14 protein-coding genes are annotated in these 15,535 nt (G+C 63.5%); 8 read left to right on the top strand and 6 right to left on the bottom strand.

Annotation, left to right across the window (positions count from 1 at the left end):
- Positions 1-822: a DUF1707 SHOCT-like domain-containing protein gene (locus V3587_RS24060; protein ID WP_042922022.1), complete on the bottom strand. Its 822-nt coding sequence runs from the start codon at positions 820-822 to the stop codon at positions 1-3.
- 9 nt (positions 823-831) lie between these two features.
- Positions 832-1,671 carry a DUF1707 SHOCT-like domain-containing protein gene (locus tag V3587_RS24065; RefSeq protein WP_007735521.1) on the bottom strand — a complete coding sequence of 280 codons (840 nt, stop codon included), beginning with the start codon at positions 1,669-1,671 and terminating at the stop codon, positions 832-834.
- A 128-nt stretch (positions 1,672-1,799) separates the two neighbouring features.
- On the opposite strand from V3587_RS24065, the gene V3587_RS24070 reads away from it, so the two are divergent.
- The 3 genes from V3587_RS24070 to V3587_RS24080 all read left to right on the top strand — a co-directional run bounded on the left by V3587_RS24070 (position 1,800) and on the right by V3587_RS24080 (position 6,546).
- On the top strand, positions 1,800-2,219 hold the full coding sequence (locus V3587_RS24070; RefSeq protein WP_042448217.1) for a DUF5318 family protein: 420 nt from the start codon (positions 1,800-1,802) through the stop codon (positions 2,217-2,219).
- Positions 2,220-2,781: 562 nt separating this feature from the next.
- Positions 2,782-4,929: a transglycosylase domain-containing protein gene (locus V3587_RS24075; RefSeq protein ID WP_283377399.1), complete on the top strand. Its 2,148-nt coding sequence runs from the start codon at positions 2,782-2,784 to the stop codon at positions 4,927-4,929.
- Between the two features lie 39 nt (positions 4,930-4,968).
- The gene (locus V3587_RS24080; protein WP_283377385.1) at positions 4,969-6,546 is read left to right on the top strand and encodes a glycosyltransferase family 87 protein; all 1,578 of its coding nucleotides are present in this window, start codon (positions 4,969-4,971) and stop codon (positions 6,544-6,546) included.
- A gap of 2 nt (positions 6,547-6,548) precedes the next feature.
- Here the strand turns inward: V3587_RS24080 and V3587_RS24085 are convergent, their stop codons facing one another.
- Positions 6,549-6,848, bottom strand: coding sequence for a helix-turn-helix transcriptional regulator (locus V3587_RS24085; RefSeq protein WP_003941253.1), 300 nt, complete (start codon positions 6,846-6,848; stop codon positions 6,549-6,551).
- A 186-nt stretch (positions 6,849-7,034) separates the two neighbouring features.
- On the opposite strand from V3587_RS24085, the gene V3587_RS24090 reads away from it, so the two are divergent.
- Entirely contained in the window at positions 7,035-10,877 is a 3,843-nt protein-coding gene (locus V3587_RS24090; protein WP_283377386.1) for an nSTAND1 domain-containing NTPase, read from the top strand.
- Between the two features lie 6 nt (positions 10,878-10,883).
- On the opposite strand, the gene V3587_RS24095 is transcribed toward V3587_RS24090, so the two are convergent.
- From V3587_RS24095 to V3587_RS24105, 3 genes are read right to left on the bottom strand one after another with little or no spacing between them, the layout of a single operon-like run.
- Entirely contained in the window at positions 10,884-11,663 is a 780-nt protein-coding gene (locus V3587_RS24095; RefSeq protein WP_064689049.1) for a DUF4190 domain-containing protein, read from the bottom strand.
- A gap of 45 nt (positions 11,664-11,708) precedes the next feature.
- On the bottom strand, positions 11,709-12,293 hold the full coding sequence (locus tag V3587_RS24100) for a GNAT family N-acetyltransferase (protein WP_030537128.1): 585 nt from the start codon (positions 12,291-12,293) through the stop codon (positions 11,709-11,711).
- Positions 12,293-13,648, bottom strand: a complete 1,356-nt coding sequence (locus V3587_RS24105; RefSeq protein ID WP_283377387.1) for a glycosyltransferase family 87 protein — start codon at positions 13,646-13,648, stop codon at positions 12,293-12,295. Before V3587_RS24105 ends, V3587_RS24100 begins: the two co-directional genes overlap by 1 nt.
- Positions 13,649-13,859: 211 nt before the next feature.
- On the opposite strand from V3587_RS24105, the gene rpsF reads away from it, so the two are divergent.
- The 4 genes from rpsF to rplI all read left to right on the top strand — a co-directional run bounded on the left by rpsF (position 13,860) and on the right by rplI (position 15,492).
- A complete protein-coding gene (gene rpsF / locus V3587_RS24110; protein ID WP_003941237.1) occupies positions 13,860-14,147 on the top strand; it encodes a 30S ribosomal protein S6 in 288 nt (95 codons plus the stop codon).
- A gap of 64 nt (positions 14,148-14,211) precedes the next feature.
- A complete protein-coding gene (locus V3587_RS24115; RefSeq protein ID WP_003941248.1) occupies positions 14,212-14,736 on the top strand; it encodes a single-stranded DNA-binding protein in 525 nt (174 codons plus the stop codon).
- Between the two features lie 39 nt (positions 14,737-14,775).
- The gene (gene rpsR / locus V3587_RS24120; RefSeq protein WP_003941245.1) at positions 14,776-15,018 is read left to right on the top strand and encodes a 30S ribosomal protein S18; all 243 of its coding nucleotides are present in this window, start codon (positions 14,776-14,778) and stop codon (positions 15,016-15,018) included.
- A gap of 18 nt (positions 15,019-15,036) precedes the next feature.
- Positions 15,037-15,492, top strand: coding sequence for a 50S ribosomal protein L9 (gene rplI / locus V3587_RS24125; protein ID WP_007735531.1), 456 nt, complete (start codon positions 15,037-15,039; stop codon positions 15,490-15,492).
- The last annotated feature ends 43 nt before the right edge of the window (positions 15,493-15,535 follow it).

Below are 15,535 nucleotides of genomic sequence, written 5' to 3' on the forward strand. Positions count from 1 at the left end.
CTATCGAGGAGTGAAGGGAGACAAGCGGATCGGGCGGCCATCCGGGGTCAAATCCATTGAGCCGCTCGCGCCGAGGTTGTTGCTGGCGTAGATGGAGATGCGTGGATCGTCGCTCGACGAACTCATGCTGATGTGTGTGATCTCGGCGTCGGGGACGTTGAGATTTGCGGACACTCCTGCCAGATATCCGGCGAGTTTGTCGATGTCGACGGCAGCGAGGTCGAAGGTGACGGTGCTGGCTGCTCGAGTCGACGTGCTGTCGCGTGGTGTGAAACCGCCTCGAAAGTCGATGTCTTCCTCCAGGTTCGGCGAGACAGCGGCGGCGCGAGTGACGCTTGCATAGCCGTCGTAGAAGTTGGCGGAATCGATTATCGTCGTGCCGTACTTGGCGCTGTATCTGGTGATGAATTCCCCGATCCCGCTTGCGGTGACCGTGTTCAACGTCGAACTCACAATGGGGGCAAGCGGTTCGACGTTTTCGGCTGCCGCCGGTGGAGGCGGTGGGGGTGAAGGGTCGGCGGACAAGGTGAGGTACCCGATCAGGCCGGCGAAGATAGTCGATGCGGCTGCGAGGTACCAGATCTTGTCGATACGGCGAACTTTGGCGACGGCGTTGCGCAGCGTTGCTTTCTGCAGATCGCGGACCAGCAGATCGAGCTGTCCGAGCGTGGTCGCGGTCATGGCCGCAGCCGTCCGGTTCGCGTGCTCGTCGACCGTGATCTGGCCGTCGGACAGAGCCGTATCGAGAACGGCGCAGGTATCGGAACGGTCGACGTCGCGCGCACGGGTGCGCGTAGAGGTAGTAGTCGGGGACCCACTCACCGGCTCACCCTAGCTCCCGTACGGGTAGGAACGAGAGATCTCGCCCCACGGCGTGACCTCGATGCGTCCTTGGTGGCCGAGTCCGTTCTCTGCATAGATCGCGATCTCCGGGACGCCGTAGTTCGCGTCCACGATCAAGTGGGTGATCGCGGCGTCCGAAACATTGACATAGTCGCCGATGTTCACCATGTACGGCGCGAGCTTGTCGATCTGGATGGAACCGAGGTCGAAGGTCGGCTGGCCCGTTCGCCGCGGAATGGACGTCACTTCCCTCTCGAAGCCGTCGCGAAAACTGATGGACTCGGTGAGAGCGGGAGCATCGGGGACCGCCCGGCTCACTGATGAGTAGTCGCCGTGGAAGCTGGCGTCGTCTACGAACATGTCACCGAACTCTTCTCGATACCTCTCGATGAATGCGCCGATTCCTTCCGGCGTCAACGTGTCGATGTGTGCGATCAGGATCGGTTCGACGGTCGGCTCCGGCACCGGGGTGGTGGTCGGCAACGGCGGAGCGAGGGAAGTAGTGCTGGCATAACTGGCTGTGATGTCTTCCGAGGGCGTCAACGGTGACCGACTCCACGCCACTGCTGCGATCGCGCCGACGACGATCAGAGCAGCAGCACCGACGAACACGGCCTTTCGTGCCGTCGACGTCCGAGGCACCGTTTTGGTCTCGATCTTCGGCACCTGCAGATCGTTGACCAGGCGTGCGAGTGCGAGCAGGGTCTTCGCGGACTTCGCCTTCTCGGTCCGGTCGAAGTAGTCCTCCGCGCTCAACTGCCCTTCGGCGTACGCGGCGTCCAACACATTGCACGTTTCGACGCGATCAAGATCACGAGCGCGCGTCATCGGAGAACGAGAAGACTTCACAGGAAGTGATCGTAATGGCTGGTCGCCATGCCCCCAGCCCCCGAAATGTGTTCATCGTGACCCTCCCGAACCGTCCGTCGCGGCACGGACGCACGTACGCTGGTCAGGTGCGGATACAGCGGCAAGTTGTGGACTACGCGCTCGCGCGTCGGTCTGTGCTGGCCGAAGTGTCTGCGGGTCGGACCGACGTCAAGCAGGTGTGTGACGCCGATCCGTACCTACTCAGAGCCGCGAAGTTCCACGGCCGGGGCAGCGACGTCGTCTGCCCCATTTGCCGCAAGGAACAGTTGACGCTCGTGTCCTGGGTGTTCGGCGACAAGCTCGGTCAGGTTTCGGGATCGGCCCGAACCTCGGACGAGCTCGCTCGGCTTGCGGAAACAGCAGAGGAGTTCACGGTGCACGTTGTAGAGGTGTGCCGTACCTGCAGTTGGAACCACTTGGTGCAGTCCTATGTGCTCGGCGCAGTACCTGCGCCGCCGCGACCGCGGCGAGCACGCCCACCAAGCCGGCGCACCGCCAGCGAGTAACGCCACACCCGAAGAAGGGCCCGATCGAAGTCTGCACGTGATCGGTCCGTGACCACTGGAGATTTGATTCGTGAGTTCCCCCAGCAACAACAACCCGGGCGGCAACAACCCGGGTGGCCGTCCCGTCGGTCCCAACCGTCCCGCCGGACCTCCTCAGGGTCGTCCGCCGCAGGGACGTCCCATGGGCCCACCACCGCAGGGACGCCCTCCGATGGGTCCGCCCCCTCAGGGTCGTCCGCCGCAAGGTCGTCCGATGGGACCCCCGCCCCAGGGGCGTCCGCCGCAAGCCCGACCTGCCGGCCCGCCTCCTCAGGGCCGCCCCGCCGGTCCCCCTCCTCAGGGTCGTCCGCCGCAAGGCCGACCTGCCGGCCCGCCGCCTCGAGATCGCGCCGTAGGCGCTCAGGCGAACGAACCGACCCAGCGCGTCGCGGCAGCAGCAGCGACCACCCGTAGCAACGCGGGCACCCGCCCGCCGGTCGGACCTCCACCGACGAAGCCACCGACAGGTGGCTCCGGTGGCGGTGGCAACGACGGACAACCCCCGAAGGGAAGAAAGAGCACCGTGAAGAAGAAGTCCAAGTGGCGCACAGTTCGCCGCTCGGCCTACGTCTTGGTGGCGCTCGGTCTTGTTCTGCCCGTCCTTGCCTTCATGGCGGCGTACATCGTGCAGGACGTCCCCAAGCCCGGTGACCTCAAGACCAATCAGGTGGCGACGGTCTTTGCCGCCGACGGCACCACGGTGATCAGCACTGTCGTCCCGCCAGATGGCAACCGCGTCGAGGTCTCGCTCGATCAGGTACCGCCGCACGTTCGCAACGCTGTTCTGGCCGCAGAGGACCGCGATTTCTACTCGAACCCGGGCTTCTCGATCTCCGGTTTCGCACGCGCGGCCCGAGACAACGTCCTCGGTCGCGACAGCGCCGGTGGTGGCTCGACCATCACGCAGCAGTACGTCAAGAAGGCGCTTGTCGGCTCGGAGCGTTCGCTGACGCGAAAGATGAAGGAACTCGTCATCTCCTCGAAGATGGCCAACGAGTGGTCCAAGGACGACATCCTCGCCGCGTATCTGAACACCATTTACTTCGGTCGCGGCGCATACGGCATCGGCGCAGCATCCAAGGCTTACTTCGGTAAGCCCGTCGACCAGCTGTCCATCGAAGAAGGCGCCGTCCTGGCGTCGTCGATCCAGCTTCCGTCGCTCCTCGATCCCGAGACCAACCCGACAGGCGCGAAGTCCCGTTGGGATTACGTGCTCGACGGCATGGTGTCCGCCGGCACGCTGGATCAGGCCGCGCGCACGCCGATGCAGTACCCCGCCTACATCCCGCTCGCCCAGGTCGACAACAGCAGCCAGGGCTCGACCGGACCCGAAGGCCTGATCAAGCGTCAGGTGCTCAAGGAGATCGGCGACGCTGGAATCAGCGAGCAGTTGCTCAACACCGAGGGCTTGCAGATCACCACGACCATCGACCCGCAGGCTCAGGCCGCAGCGGTCGAGGCAGCCCGTTCCAATATGGAGGGTGAGCCGGAGAATCTGCGTACCGCAGTTGTCTCGGTCGATCCGAAGACCGGAGCCGTCAAGGCGTACTACGGCGGTGAGGACGGCGCGGGATACGACTTCGCGAATGCCGGACTTCAGACTGGTTCCTCGTTCAAGGTGTTCGGCCTCGCAGCCGCCCTGGATCAGGGAATCCCGCTCTCGCAGATGTACGACAGCTCACCGCTGACCGTCAACGGCATCTCCATCGGCAACGTCGAAGGTGAAAGCTGCGGCACCTGCACCATCGCAGAGGCGCTCAAGCGTTCGCTGAACACCAGCTTCTACCGTCAGATGCTCAGCCTCGACGGCAACGGCCCGCAGGAAATCGCGGACATCGCTCACAAGGCAGGCATCCCGAAGGACATCCCGGGCGTCGGCCCGTCGCTCACCGAGGCCGACGGTTCCGGCCCCAACAACGGCATCGTGCTCGGCCAGTACCAGGCCCGCGTGCTCGACATGGCGTCGTCGTACGCGACACTCGCCGCGTCCGGTACGTATCACGCACCGCACTTCGTGCAGAAGGTCGTCGCGGCCGACGGCACCGTGCTGCTGGACCGCGGCGCGCCCGCCGGTGAAGACCGCATCGACGCTGCCGTGGCGGACAACGTGACGGCTGCGATGCAGCCGATCGCGGCGTACTCGCGCGGTCACAACCTGGCCGGCGGACGTCTGTCGGCGTCGAAGACAGGTACTGCGCAGCTCGGTGACACCGGAGCCAACAAGGACGCGTGGATGGTCGGCTACACGCCGTCGCTTTCGACCGCGGTCTGGGTCGGAACTCCCGACGGTGAAGCGATCACCAATTCCGGTGGCGCGATGATCTACGGCTCGGGTCTGCCTTCGGACATCTGGAAGGACACGATGGACGGCGCCCTCGAGGGCACCGACAACGAGAAGTTCCCGACGCCGGGCAAGATCAACGGTCAAGCCGGTGGTGTTCCGGAGTACACGGCTCCCGCACCGCCCAAGACGTCGGCGCCGCCGACCACCGCACCGACGACGACGGAAAACACTCCGCCGCCCGTGGTGACAACGACGCAGGTCGAGGTTCTGCCGGGCATCACGATCCCGATTCCGGGCATCTCCCGGCCGACGACAACCACGCCACAGGTACCGGGGGCAGGCGAGACCACCGAGGAAGAACCGGCAGGTGTGAGCCCCGGCCAGTAGTTGGAGGGTGGTCGGTTCGAAAGACGGTAACCTCGCGGAGTGGCCGCGAATGCTGATGATGCCGAACCGACCTCCCCCGCTCCGCTGGCCGAAGATCTTCGTTCGGCGGATTGGCGGGACGTTCCCAGTCGCAACGACGCGATGGTGTCTGCGCTGTCGGGAACCGTCGGCGGTCCGGTAGGTCGTCACGCACTGATCGGGCGCACTCGCTTCTTCACACCGATGCGAGTGATCCTTCTGCTCGCCGTGGTGTTCTTGGCTTTCGGCTGGTTCGCCAAGGCGGGTTGTATTCAGCAGGCGCCGGTCGGCGAGAGCGGGCAGGTCGGCCTCGACTGGAGTGGCAGCCGTCAGTACGTGGCGATGTGTTACTCCGATACCGTTCCGCTGTACGGAGCCGAGCGCCTCGATCAGGGAGCATTCCCGTACAAGACGTCGTGGGAAGAAGTACGCGGCGACGGTTCGATCCAGATGCGGTACATGGAGTATCCGGTCATCTCGGGGCTCTACCAGTACGGCGCAATGAAAGTCGCGAAGGCGTGGGATTCGATCACCTGGCTGCCGGGCGCGATTCAGGTGGCGCTCTATTTCAACGTCGTGGCGTTCGGGTTGGCGTTGGCGTGGCTGGTCACCGTGTGGGCGAGCACCCTGCTGGCCGGACGACGAGTGTGGGACGGCGCTCTGATCGCGTGCTCCCCTTTGGTGATCGTGCACGTGTTCACGAACTTCGATCCTCTGGCGACGGCGTTCGCGGCGGGTGGGTTGTTGGCGTGGGCACGCAAGCGGCCCGTGCTCGCGGGAATCCTGCTCTGCCTGGGCGGCGCCGCAAAGCTCTACCCGCTGCTCCTACTGGGACCGCTCTTGGTCCTGTGTCTGCGCGCGGGCAAGACGAGGGACTGGCTGGTGACCGCTCTCAGCGCGGTCGCGGCATGGCTTGCGGTGAACCTGCCCATTGCCGCGCTGTACCCCCATGGTTGGTACGAGTTCTTCCGGCTCAACTCCGAACGCGGGGCCGATCCGGATTCGCTCTACAACGTGATCGCGTCGTTCACGTCGTGGAAGGGCCTCGACGGTCCTCTCGCACAGGGTGAGTCGCCGTCGAATCTCAACGCCGTCTCTCTGCTTTTGTTCGTGGCCGTCTGCATCGGTGTCGGATACGTCGCCCTGACGGCGCAGCGTCGTCCGCGAGTTGCGCAGCTGTGCTTCCTGTTGGTGGCGGGCTTCCTGCTCACGAACAAGGTGTGGAGCCCGCAGTATTCTCTGTGGCTGGTGCCGCTGGCCGTGTTGGCCTTGCCGCACCGCAGACTCCTGCTCGCGTGGATGACCATCGACGCCCTGGTCTGGGTTCCACGAATGATGTATTACCTCGGGGTGTCCAACAAGGGGCTGCCCGAGCAGTGGTTCACCGGAACGGTCGTGATCCGGGACATCGCGGTACTCGTTCTGTGCGCGCTGGTGCTCCGGCAGATCTACCGGCCGTCGGAGGATCTCGTGCGGTACGGGTTCATCGACGATCCGGCGGGCGGTGTTCTCGATCAAGCACCGGACAAACAACCTGCCTGGCTACCCGGTTGGCTGAAGCCGTCCAAGGCGAAGGAACCGGAACCCGTCACGGTCTGAGGTCACCACTCGTCGAGGGTGGTGTACCCGTCCTGGACCGCGCGGGCAAACAATGCTGCCTTCGTGGGAGCCGGCCGCCCGACGTCGCTGTACTTCGTGCGGATCCGAGTGATGTGTGTGTTGACGGTGCAGACGCGTAGGCCGAGTGTCTCGGCGACCTCGGACTTGGAATCCGAACGTAGCCAGGCAAGAAGTACTTCGATCTCACGGACGCTCAGCTTCGGCTTGTGTTTGCCGTGCTTGGGGTTGCCGACTCGGGACACGTTTGCCTCGATCTTCGGAGAAATGCCGATTGAAGACATGCGAGTAGCGCCTTTCGACGGAGGGGATGGGCGTCGACTGCCGTATTTGCAGAAGGGCTGCTGGCTCAGGGTGCGACTGAGACGAGTATTTCGATCGAGGTGTCTCAGTGGAACGGGTGCAACTCTCTCGATACAGAGTCCATACAACGGACAAATCCCCTACCTGCTCCGATAGAGTGCGTCGCTATGAACTCGAAGGCGGAAGCCGGTACGCACAATCAGGTCGATCCCGCCCGGATCGAGTCGCGTGGGCAGTTTGCTGAGACGCTCACTGCACTGCGGAACGCAGCCGGACTGACGGTCCGCGAAGCCGTCGAGCGTTCGGGTGGTTTGCACGGAACCGTCAGCGGATGGTTTGCCGGCCAACACCTGCCGACGCCGGCGAGTACCCCGATGTTTTTCGCGCTCCTCGAGGCCTGCGGCGTCGATTCCGAGGATGAGCGGCAGCGCTGGATCAGTGCGGTGCAACGAGTGAGACAGCTGACGGCCAGACGACGCGGCGACGCCACCGTTCCGTATCGAGGTCTCGAGTCGTTCCGGCAAGAGGACGCCGAGTGGTTCTTCGGTCGAGACGAACTCACTGCCAACTTGGTTGAGCGGGTGGCGTCGGCGATACGAGGTGTCGGTCGCCGTCAGTTCATGGTGATCGGTGCCTCCGGATCGGGTAAGTCGTCGTTGCTGCGGGCCGGGCTCGCCCCCAAGATCGCCGGGGACGATCCACGGTTCGACGGTTGGCGGGTGGAAACCCTGCAGCCGGGTACGGGAGGAATTCCGTCGTCGATCTCCGACGAACCAACCGTCTTGATCCTCGACCAGTTCGAGGAACTGTGGACGCAGTGCGACGGTGATCGGCGCGAGGAAATACTGCGGACCCTCGCGGAACTCGGTGAGAACACGATCGCAATCATCGGAATGCGCGCCGACTTCTACGGGCTCGCGGCGGAGGAACCACTTTTGGTGCCGCTGCTCGACGATTCGCCGATGGTGGTCGGGCCGCTGACCGACGAACAATTGCGCGAGGTGATCGTCGAGCCGGCGGTCAAGGCCGGGATGACCGTGCAGAGCGAATTGGTTCAGGTTCTGGTCTCCGAGCTGACACCACGCGGCTCGCGCACGGCGAGCGACCCCGGAGCTTTGCCCTTGCTGTCACACGCACTGTTGGGGACCTGGCAACGGTCGACGCGTAAAACTCTGACCGTCTCGGATTACTACGCCACCGACGGGATCGCCGGAGCTGTCCAGCAAAGCGCGGAGGAAGTGTACGGCGAGCTCACAGAGAGGCAGCAGCAGTTGGCGCGCAGGATCTTCCTGCGATTGGTCAACGTCGACGAAGTGACGCAGACGCGTCGGCGGGCACCGCGCACCGAACTTTTCCTCGGTGACGACGTCGACGACGTGAATACCGTCATCGACCGGTTCGCCTTACGCCGCCTTCTCACCGTCGACGAGGAGACCGTCGAGGTTTCGCACGAGGTCTTACTGTCAGCGTGGAGTCGGCTTCGCGATTGGATCGACTCGGACCGCGCCGGCCTGGCGGTTCATCGCCGGTTCACGTACGCGGCGCAGGTGTGGGAAGACAGTGGACGCGACCCCGGCGCGCTGCTCGGACCCGCACGTCTTCACCTGACGGAAGAATGGCTGAACTCGGGTGAACTCGGTCTCCCACTGGAACCGAGTCGGACCCGCGCCGCCGACCTCAACGCCACCGAGCGGGAGTACCTCGCCGCGAGTATCGAGCATCGTGATCAGCAGGAATTTGCCGATCGCCGACGTACACGCGTGCTACGACGGCTCGTGACTGCGCTGGCAGCCGCGTCGGTGATCGCTCTGGTGTTGGCGGTGGTTGCCACCGTCGCCGGTATCGGCGCCAATCGTCAACGTGTCCAAGCAGATACTGCGCGCGACGAGGCGATGTCGCGTCAGGTGGCCACCGAGTCGATCAGGATGCGTGAGCGGGATCCGTCGCTGGCGTCGCAGCTTGCTCTGGCGGCATTTGCGGTCAACGAAACGACCGAAGCCCGCTCGGCATTGCTGGATGCGTCGGGCGTTCATTCGGCTACTCGCATCATCGGACCGCCCGGCGCGATGAAGGCCCGGATCAACCCAGCTGGAACTGTTGTGGCGGTGGGTGGTTCGGACGGGAAGGTCAGGCTTTATCCGATGGTGGACGGTGTTGCCTCAGCCGTTCCGCAGGCGGAGTTCCTCGGAGTCTCGGAGGGCACGGCCCTCTTTGCCGTCGCCTACAGCCCGGACGGACGGCTCCTTGCGACCGGTGGTGCCGGCGGCGCTGCACTCTGGGATGTGTCGGACCCGAAGAATCCGGTCCGTGGAACACTTCCCGTCGACGGTGAACGCGTAGTGCAGGACATGGAGTTCAGCCCAGACGGAACCAAGCTGGTCGCCGGTACCTCGACGCCCGACGTCCTGCGATGGAACATCGACACCTCCACGAATGCCGTTGCTTTGCCTGCTCTTCCGCATCCAGCTGACGGCATTGTCACCGCGACGTTCAGCCCCGACGGACGTTTCCTCGTGGCGGGCGGGCGTCAAGCGACTCTGCGCGTGTGGGACGTCGCGAAGTGGGGTGAGGAATCGGCGCCGATCTTCGCGACCGAGCCCAACGGCACCACCGTCCACTACCTCGGCGTTGCCTTCAGCCCGGACGGACGTGAGCTCGCGGCGGGAACCACTGGCAGGGAGGTGGTTCGGTGGGACATGAGCGATCCGGCGCGCCCCACTCCCCTGCAGGCACTGACGGGATTTTCCAGCTACGTCAACGAACTCAACTACGGTAAAGATGGAACACGCCTTGCTGCAGGGAGTTCCGACAACTCCGTGCGCGTGTGGGACCCCCGAACCGGGGCATTGATCGAGACACTTCCGGACAGTGGGGCGGTGACCACAGTCGACTACAGCGATGACGGCCGCAATCTGGTCACCGGGGGACTCAACGGTGTGACTCGCGTGTGGGCTCTTCCGGGTCCGGTCTGGGCGGGAGCTCGGGACACGATCTTCACCAGTCCCTTTGCCGCGGACGGCTCGCGTCTGGTGGCCGGCGTCGGTGCCAGGGGTGGCGCGATGTTGGCGTGGAACACCGAGGATCTCGATCGCCCCGCGGTGATGCCGGAGTTGAAACCGCAAGGGGACGACTCTTTCAGCGGTGCGTCGGCGGTGTCGGCAGACGGGAACCTGGCTGTGAGCGGCACCGGCGGCGGCGGTGCATATCTTTGGGACCTGAGTGATCCGGCGTCGCCACGTATCTACGGCGAGCCTGCGGTATATGTGAAGGGCATCGTGGCGGTTGTCGCGCTCAATCCCGCCGGAGATCTGCTGGCGGTGTCCTCGCAGGACGACAACAGTATTGCGTTGGTCGACGTTTCCGACCCGTCGGCTCCGAAACTGTTGTCGTCGACCGATGTCGGCTCCTACCCGCAGATGATGGCCTTTCAGCCAGGTACCGACATCTTGGCGATCGCGAACGCCAAGAACGAAGTGGATCTGTGGGACGTGTCGAACGCAGCGTCGCCCCGGGTGGCGGCGACGGTGGGTGGATTCGAAAGCTACGCATTAGCAGTGTCTTTCAGCGCCGACGGAACGCTGTTGGCCGCTGGAAGTGCGGATCACGGTGTCGCCGTGTGGGACGTACGCACACCGTCGGCACCCGAGGAACTCGCTCGTCTCGTCGGCCCCGAGGGCGCAATCTATTCGATCTCGTTCAACCGCGCCGGTGATCGGCTCGCTGCCGGTGTCGGCGACGGAACCGTCTGGCTCTGGGACATCGAGACTCCCTCGCAGGCAACACGATTTGCGACGCTGTCCGCCTACCCGGGTCGCGTCAACGACGCTCAGTTCGCCGGCGAGAGTGACATGATCGCGGGTAGCGGGTCGGACAAGACCGTTCGCTTGTGGGGAATCGACCCCGACGGCGTCGTTGATCGATTGTGCCGCACCGCAGGATCTCCCATCACGGAAGCCGAATGGGAGCGGTACCTGCCCGGTGTTCCCTACCAGGATCCGTGTGCCGGCTGACGCGCTTCAGTTCATCCAGAACTCGAGCGCCGCTTCCCGACCCAGCTCGCCTCCGCTGCCGGTGATCACCAGTCCGGCGGAGGTGAGCTTGTACGTCACGTCCTTGTTGGTGACGGTGAATCCGTTGCCCGTGGGCGTCGGATCGTCGAGTTCGATGGTGGCGCCGTCGCTCAGCCGTTGACCCTTGTAGTAGTAACGCCCGACTCCGGTTTCGCAGATGACGATTCGTGATCCGGTCGTGACGGCGATGGCGACGGCGGGATTGGTGGAGTTGCAACTGGGGCCGCCGGAGATGAAGCCCTGACGGTTGGTGCCCGAGACGGTCGGCGCTGGTCCGATCGAGGTTGTGACGCGTGGGGGCGTCGTCGTTTTCGGCGCTGTGGTGGGTGCACTCGGCGCCCGAGTCGTGGTCGTGGAGTACGAGTACGGCGTCGTATAGGTGAGACTCCGCGAACTCGCTTCATTGGCGGCGTTGCCGAAAGCGGCGGCGAGCAGCCCGAAGAACGCGATCCACACGATCACGGCCAGGATGCCGAGTGCGGTGAAGATGTAGCCGATGATCAGTCCGGCAAGGGCGAGTCCGTCGCCTTCTTCGCCGGTCCGTTTGATCTGGCCGCGAGCGATGTGCCCGAAGACGATCCCCAACGGCGCGATGAGGAACGCGAAGACGAGGGCGAGTACCGCGAGTGTGTTCGTCGGCCGCCTGCCGTACGGATCGGGCTGCCCGTACGGAGCCGGTTGCCAATTCTGATTGCCCTGGTACCCGTACCCACCCTGATCGCTCATGAGGTGAATCTTGGCATGGACTTCGTCGAAGAGTGCAGGTGATGGCTAGTTTCGGGTACGTGTCTCGAGCTGAGGTGCGATGGTCGGCCAATCGTCGTCGGTCATCGCGAACAGCGCTGTTGTACGCCAACTGCCGTCGACACGGCGTCGGTGCTTGCGCAGCAGGCCCTCGAACTGAGCGCCGAGCTTTGCGATCGCGGCCCTGGATTGATCGTTGAACTCGTCCGTGTGCCACTCGACGCGTACGGCTTCGAGCTGGTCGAAGGCGTGACGAAGCAGGAGCAGCTTCGATTCGGGATTGATCCCGGTTCCCTGAACCGATCGCGACAACCACGTGTATCCGATTGCAAGACTGCGGTTTACCGGGTCGATCTGGTACATGGACGTGGTGCCGACCACGGCGTTCGTCACGATGTTCACCTGCGCAAAGGCGATCCGATTAGGGTCGTCGGTTGCTGCAGCGATGTACTTCTGTGCCTGTTCCCGATCGGTGATGGGCGATGCGGTCCAACGAAAGATCGCCGGGTCGTCGGCAGCAGCGAGCAGAGCGTCGGTGTGCGCGACGCCCAGGGGTTCGAGTCGGACACGATCACCGGTCAGCGTCGGTGATTCGAACCATGATGCAGTCATCAGGCGTGCTCCCGTGAGTGAGTCGGAAGGTTGTTGTCGGAGTTGGCAATCTGATCGGTCCCACCGGCAATCGGATACCGCAACGGGACTCGCAGGAACAAGAAGAAGAACACGGCGAGCAGGATGACGTGGCCCCACACGCTCGCCTGGACGACGGCCTCGTACTTGCTCGGATCGAGATTCATGTCCAGTTGGTAGAAGTACCGGAAGATGCCGATACCCAACGCTGCGTCGGCGATCAGATAGGCGACGATCCAGAACCACCGGATCTTGAACAGTACGAGGAAAGGCAGGATCCACAGTGTGTACTGCGGTGAATTGACCTTGTGCAGCAACACGAATCCGCACAGCATCGCGGCACTGACTGCAATCCACGGAAAGTAGCCGTCGCGGACGTAGCGGCGCCAACCCAGATACATCGCGAGCGCGAACGACAACAGGATCATCACCGGAGACAGGATGCTCACCAGTGCGTCGTAGTCGGCGTTGAGTTCGCGAACTCCGAAACCGTAGAAGGGGCGCAAACCCCAGAACCACACCGAGTTGGTGGTGATGTCCGCGCTTCGCTTCTCCTGGAAGCTGAACGACGCGCGCCAGCCTTCGTAGGAAATGAGGGCGAACGGCAGGTTGACGAGGACGACGGTGACGATCGCCGCGCCCGCCGTCATCAGCGCTCCACGAACGTCGTAGCGCTTGCCTTCGGTGCCGCGTAGAAGCACGTAGGCCATGAGCGGCAGCACGAACATTCCCGGGTACAGCTTCAAACAGAAACCGATCGCCAGGATGACGGCCGCCAGAACCGCGCGAGTTCGCAGCGGGATCCGCTCGAACGTCATCAGGAAGATCGCGCCGACGCTGGTGGCCACCACCGGGAGCTCCCAGTTGTGGAATGCGTACAGAACCAGGGGCGGAGTCGCCGACCACACGAGCGCGTACGCGCCGCTCATCTTGCCGAGCATCCACGCCGTGAGCAGTCCGAAAGGAGCCAGGATCAGGGCCGAGTGCAGAAGGAAATCGGTGTCGGTGTGTGAGCCGATACCGCCCAGCCACATCAGAATTCCGCTGAGCACCGGGTATTCGACGGTTCCGCCGGTCAGGAATCCTTCGGGCGTTATCCCTCCGGTGACGAAGGGGAACAGATGCTGATCGATACCTCGTCCGAGCCAGAGCAACTGAATGTCGGAGTAGCAGACGTCGATGTTCTTGTTGACGTCGAAGTTCAGGCTTCGTCCGTCGGGCGCGAACGGTGCACCGCCGCATCTGGCCTTGTTGAAATAGCCCAGCGCCATCGTCAGCCCGCACAATCCGACGACCAACGCCAGGATCGACGCCGGGGTCTTGCGGTCTGTTCGCATGATTCTCACCCTAAGGGGGCGCAGTGGCTCGCGGGGTGATGCGTCTGCGCCACGCGTCGCGCATCGACCTGGCGGTCTTCCCGGAGGGCCGGGACGATTTCCCTGGTCAAGGCCCCTCGTGTAACCTACGAGGGTTGCTGACGCAACGACCCTCCTGCCACGGATAGTCCGTGGCCGTTTTCACTTAGTCCACAGGAGGTGATGAGGTCTTATGCGTCATTACGAATTGATGGTCATCCTTGACCCCAGCCTGGACGAGCGCACTGTCGCTCCTTCACTGGATACGTTCCTCAATGTTGTGCGCCAGCACGGCGGCACGATCGACAAGGTCGATGTCTGGGGTAAGCGTCGTCTCGCCTACGAGATCCTGAAGCATGCTGAAGGTATCTACGCGGTGATCGACATCAACGCCACTCCCGCCACCGTCGCTGAGCTCGATCGTCAGCTCGGTCTGAACGAGTCGGTTCTGCGCACGAAGGTTCTGCGCCACAACAAGTAATTACTGTCGGTAGCGAGCTCTACTCTCGCGCCCAACGGTCTTACATCAATGCAGGAGGAACCACATGGCTGGCGACACCATCATCACCGTCATCGGAAACCTGACGGCTGATCCTGAACTTCGTTTCACCCCGGCGGGTGCCGCGGTTGCAAACTTCACGGTTGCTTCCACGCCCCGCACCTTCGACCGTAATTCCAATGAATGGAAAGACGGCGATGCGCTGTTCATGCGTTGCAACATCTGGCGCGAAGCAGCCGAGAACGTCGCGGAGAGCTTGACCCGTGGTTCACGAGTAATCGTGAGCGGCCGGCTCAAGCAGCGTTCGTACGAAACTCGCGAGGGCGAAAAGCGAACTGTCGTCGAGCTCGAAGTCGATGAAATCGGTCCTTCACTGAAGTACGCCACGGCAAAGGTCAACAAGGCCAACCGTGGTGGCGGCGGTGGAGGCGGCAACTTCGGCGGTTCCTCCGGCGGATCGGGTGGCGGACGTCCGAGCGCTGCACCTTCGGGTGGAGACGATCCTTGGGGCAGTGCGCCTCAGGCTTCGGGCTCCTTCGGTGGTGCGGGCAGCGACGAACCGCCCTTCTGATCCGTACCTGATCAGGAACATCCAGAAAAGAGCAAAGACATGCCGAAGCCGCCCTTGCGCGACAAGGTTATGAAGAAGAAGGTCTGCACCTTCTGCAAAGAGAAGAACACGCAGATCAACTACAAGGACACGACGTTGCTTCGTAAGTACGTCAGCGATCGCGGAAAGATCCGTGCTCGCCGTGTCACCGGCAATTGCGTCCAGCACCAGCGCGACGTTGCCATTGCCGTCAAGAACTCACGTGAGGTAGCACTGCTGCCTTACGCCACCGTGGCTCGCTAAGGAAAGGGAGGAAAGAACATGAAGCTCATCCTCACCGCTGACGTGGACAACCTCGGTGCGCCTGGCGACACCGTGGAGGTCAAGGACGGCTACGGCCGTAACTACCTGCTCCCCCGCGGACTGGCAATCGTCGCCACCCGTGGCGCCGAGAAGCAGGTCGAGGGCATCCGTCGTGCACAGGAAGCGCGCGCTGTGCGCGGCCTGGATCACGCCAAGGAGCTCAAGGCAGCTATCGAGGGCCTCGAGTCCGTAACGCTGACGGTCAAGACCGCCGGTGGCTCGGGCAAGCTCTTCGGTTCGGTTACCGTCGCTGACGTCGCTGCTGCGATCAAGGCTGCCGGTGGACCGGTTGTCGACAAGCGCTCCATCGTGTTGCCGAAGGCTCACATCAAGAACACGGGCAAGCACGCCGTGGTCGTGAACCTGCACCCCGATGTGGTTGCCAAGTTCAACCTGAACGTCGTCGGCGCATAGTCGACTGTTCGTCTCGTCGGGCCCCGCACACTTCGGTGTGTGG

This window comes from Rhodococcus sp. IEGM 1306 (genome assembly GCF_036541985.1).
Lineage (GTDB): Bacteria > Actinomycetota > Actinomycetes > Mycobacteriales > Mycobacteriaceae > Rhodococcus_F > Rhodococcus_F qingshengii.

What these genes read in the sequence shown, in the direction of transcription:
- V3587_RS24115 (WP_003941248.1), top strand. Translation starts at nt 14,212, where the DNA reads ATGGCTGGCGACACCATCATCACCGTCATCGGAAACCTGACGGCTGAT.
- V3587_RS24095 (WP_064689049.1), bottom strand. Translation starts at nt 11,663, where the DNA reads ATGAGCGATCAGGGTGGGTACGGGTACCAGGGCAATCAGAATTGGCAA.
- rpsF (WP_003941237.1), top strand. Translation starts at nt 13,860, where the DNA reads ATGCGTCATTACGAATTGATGGTCATCCTTGACCCCAGCCTGGACGAG.
- V3587_RS24085 (WP_003941253.1), bottom strand. Translation starts at nt 6,848, where the DNA reads ATGTCTTCAATCGGCATTTCTCCGAAGATCGAGGCAAACGTGTCCCGA.
- V3587_RS24105 (WP_283377387.1), bottom strand. Translation starts at nt 13,648, where the DNA reads ATGCGAACAGACCGCAAGACCCCGGCGTCGATCCTGGCGTTGGTCGTC.
- V3587_RS24090 (WP_283377386.1), top strand. Translation starts at nt 7,035, where the DNA reads ATGAACTCGAAGGCGGAAGCCGGTACGCACAATCAGGTCGATCCCGCC.
- V3587_RS24100 (WP_030537128.1), bottom strand. Translation starts at nt 12,293, where the DNA reads ATGACTGCATCATGGTTCGAATCACCGACGCTGACCGGTGATCGTGTC.
- rplI (WP_007735531.1), top strand. Translation starts at nt 15,037, where the DNA reads ATGAAGCTCATCCTCACCGCTGACGTGGACAACCTCGGTGCGCCTGGC.
- V3587_RS24065 (WP_007735521.1), bottom strand. Translation starts at nt 1,671, where the DNA reads ATGACGCGCGCTCGTGATCTTGATCGCGTCGAAACGTGCAATGTGTTG.
- rpsR (WP_003941245.1), top strand. Translation starts at nt 14,776, where the DNA reads ATGCCGAAGCCGCCCTTGCGCGACAAGGTTATGAAGAAGAAGGTCTGC.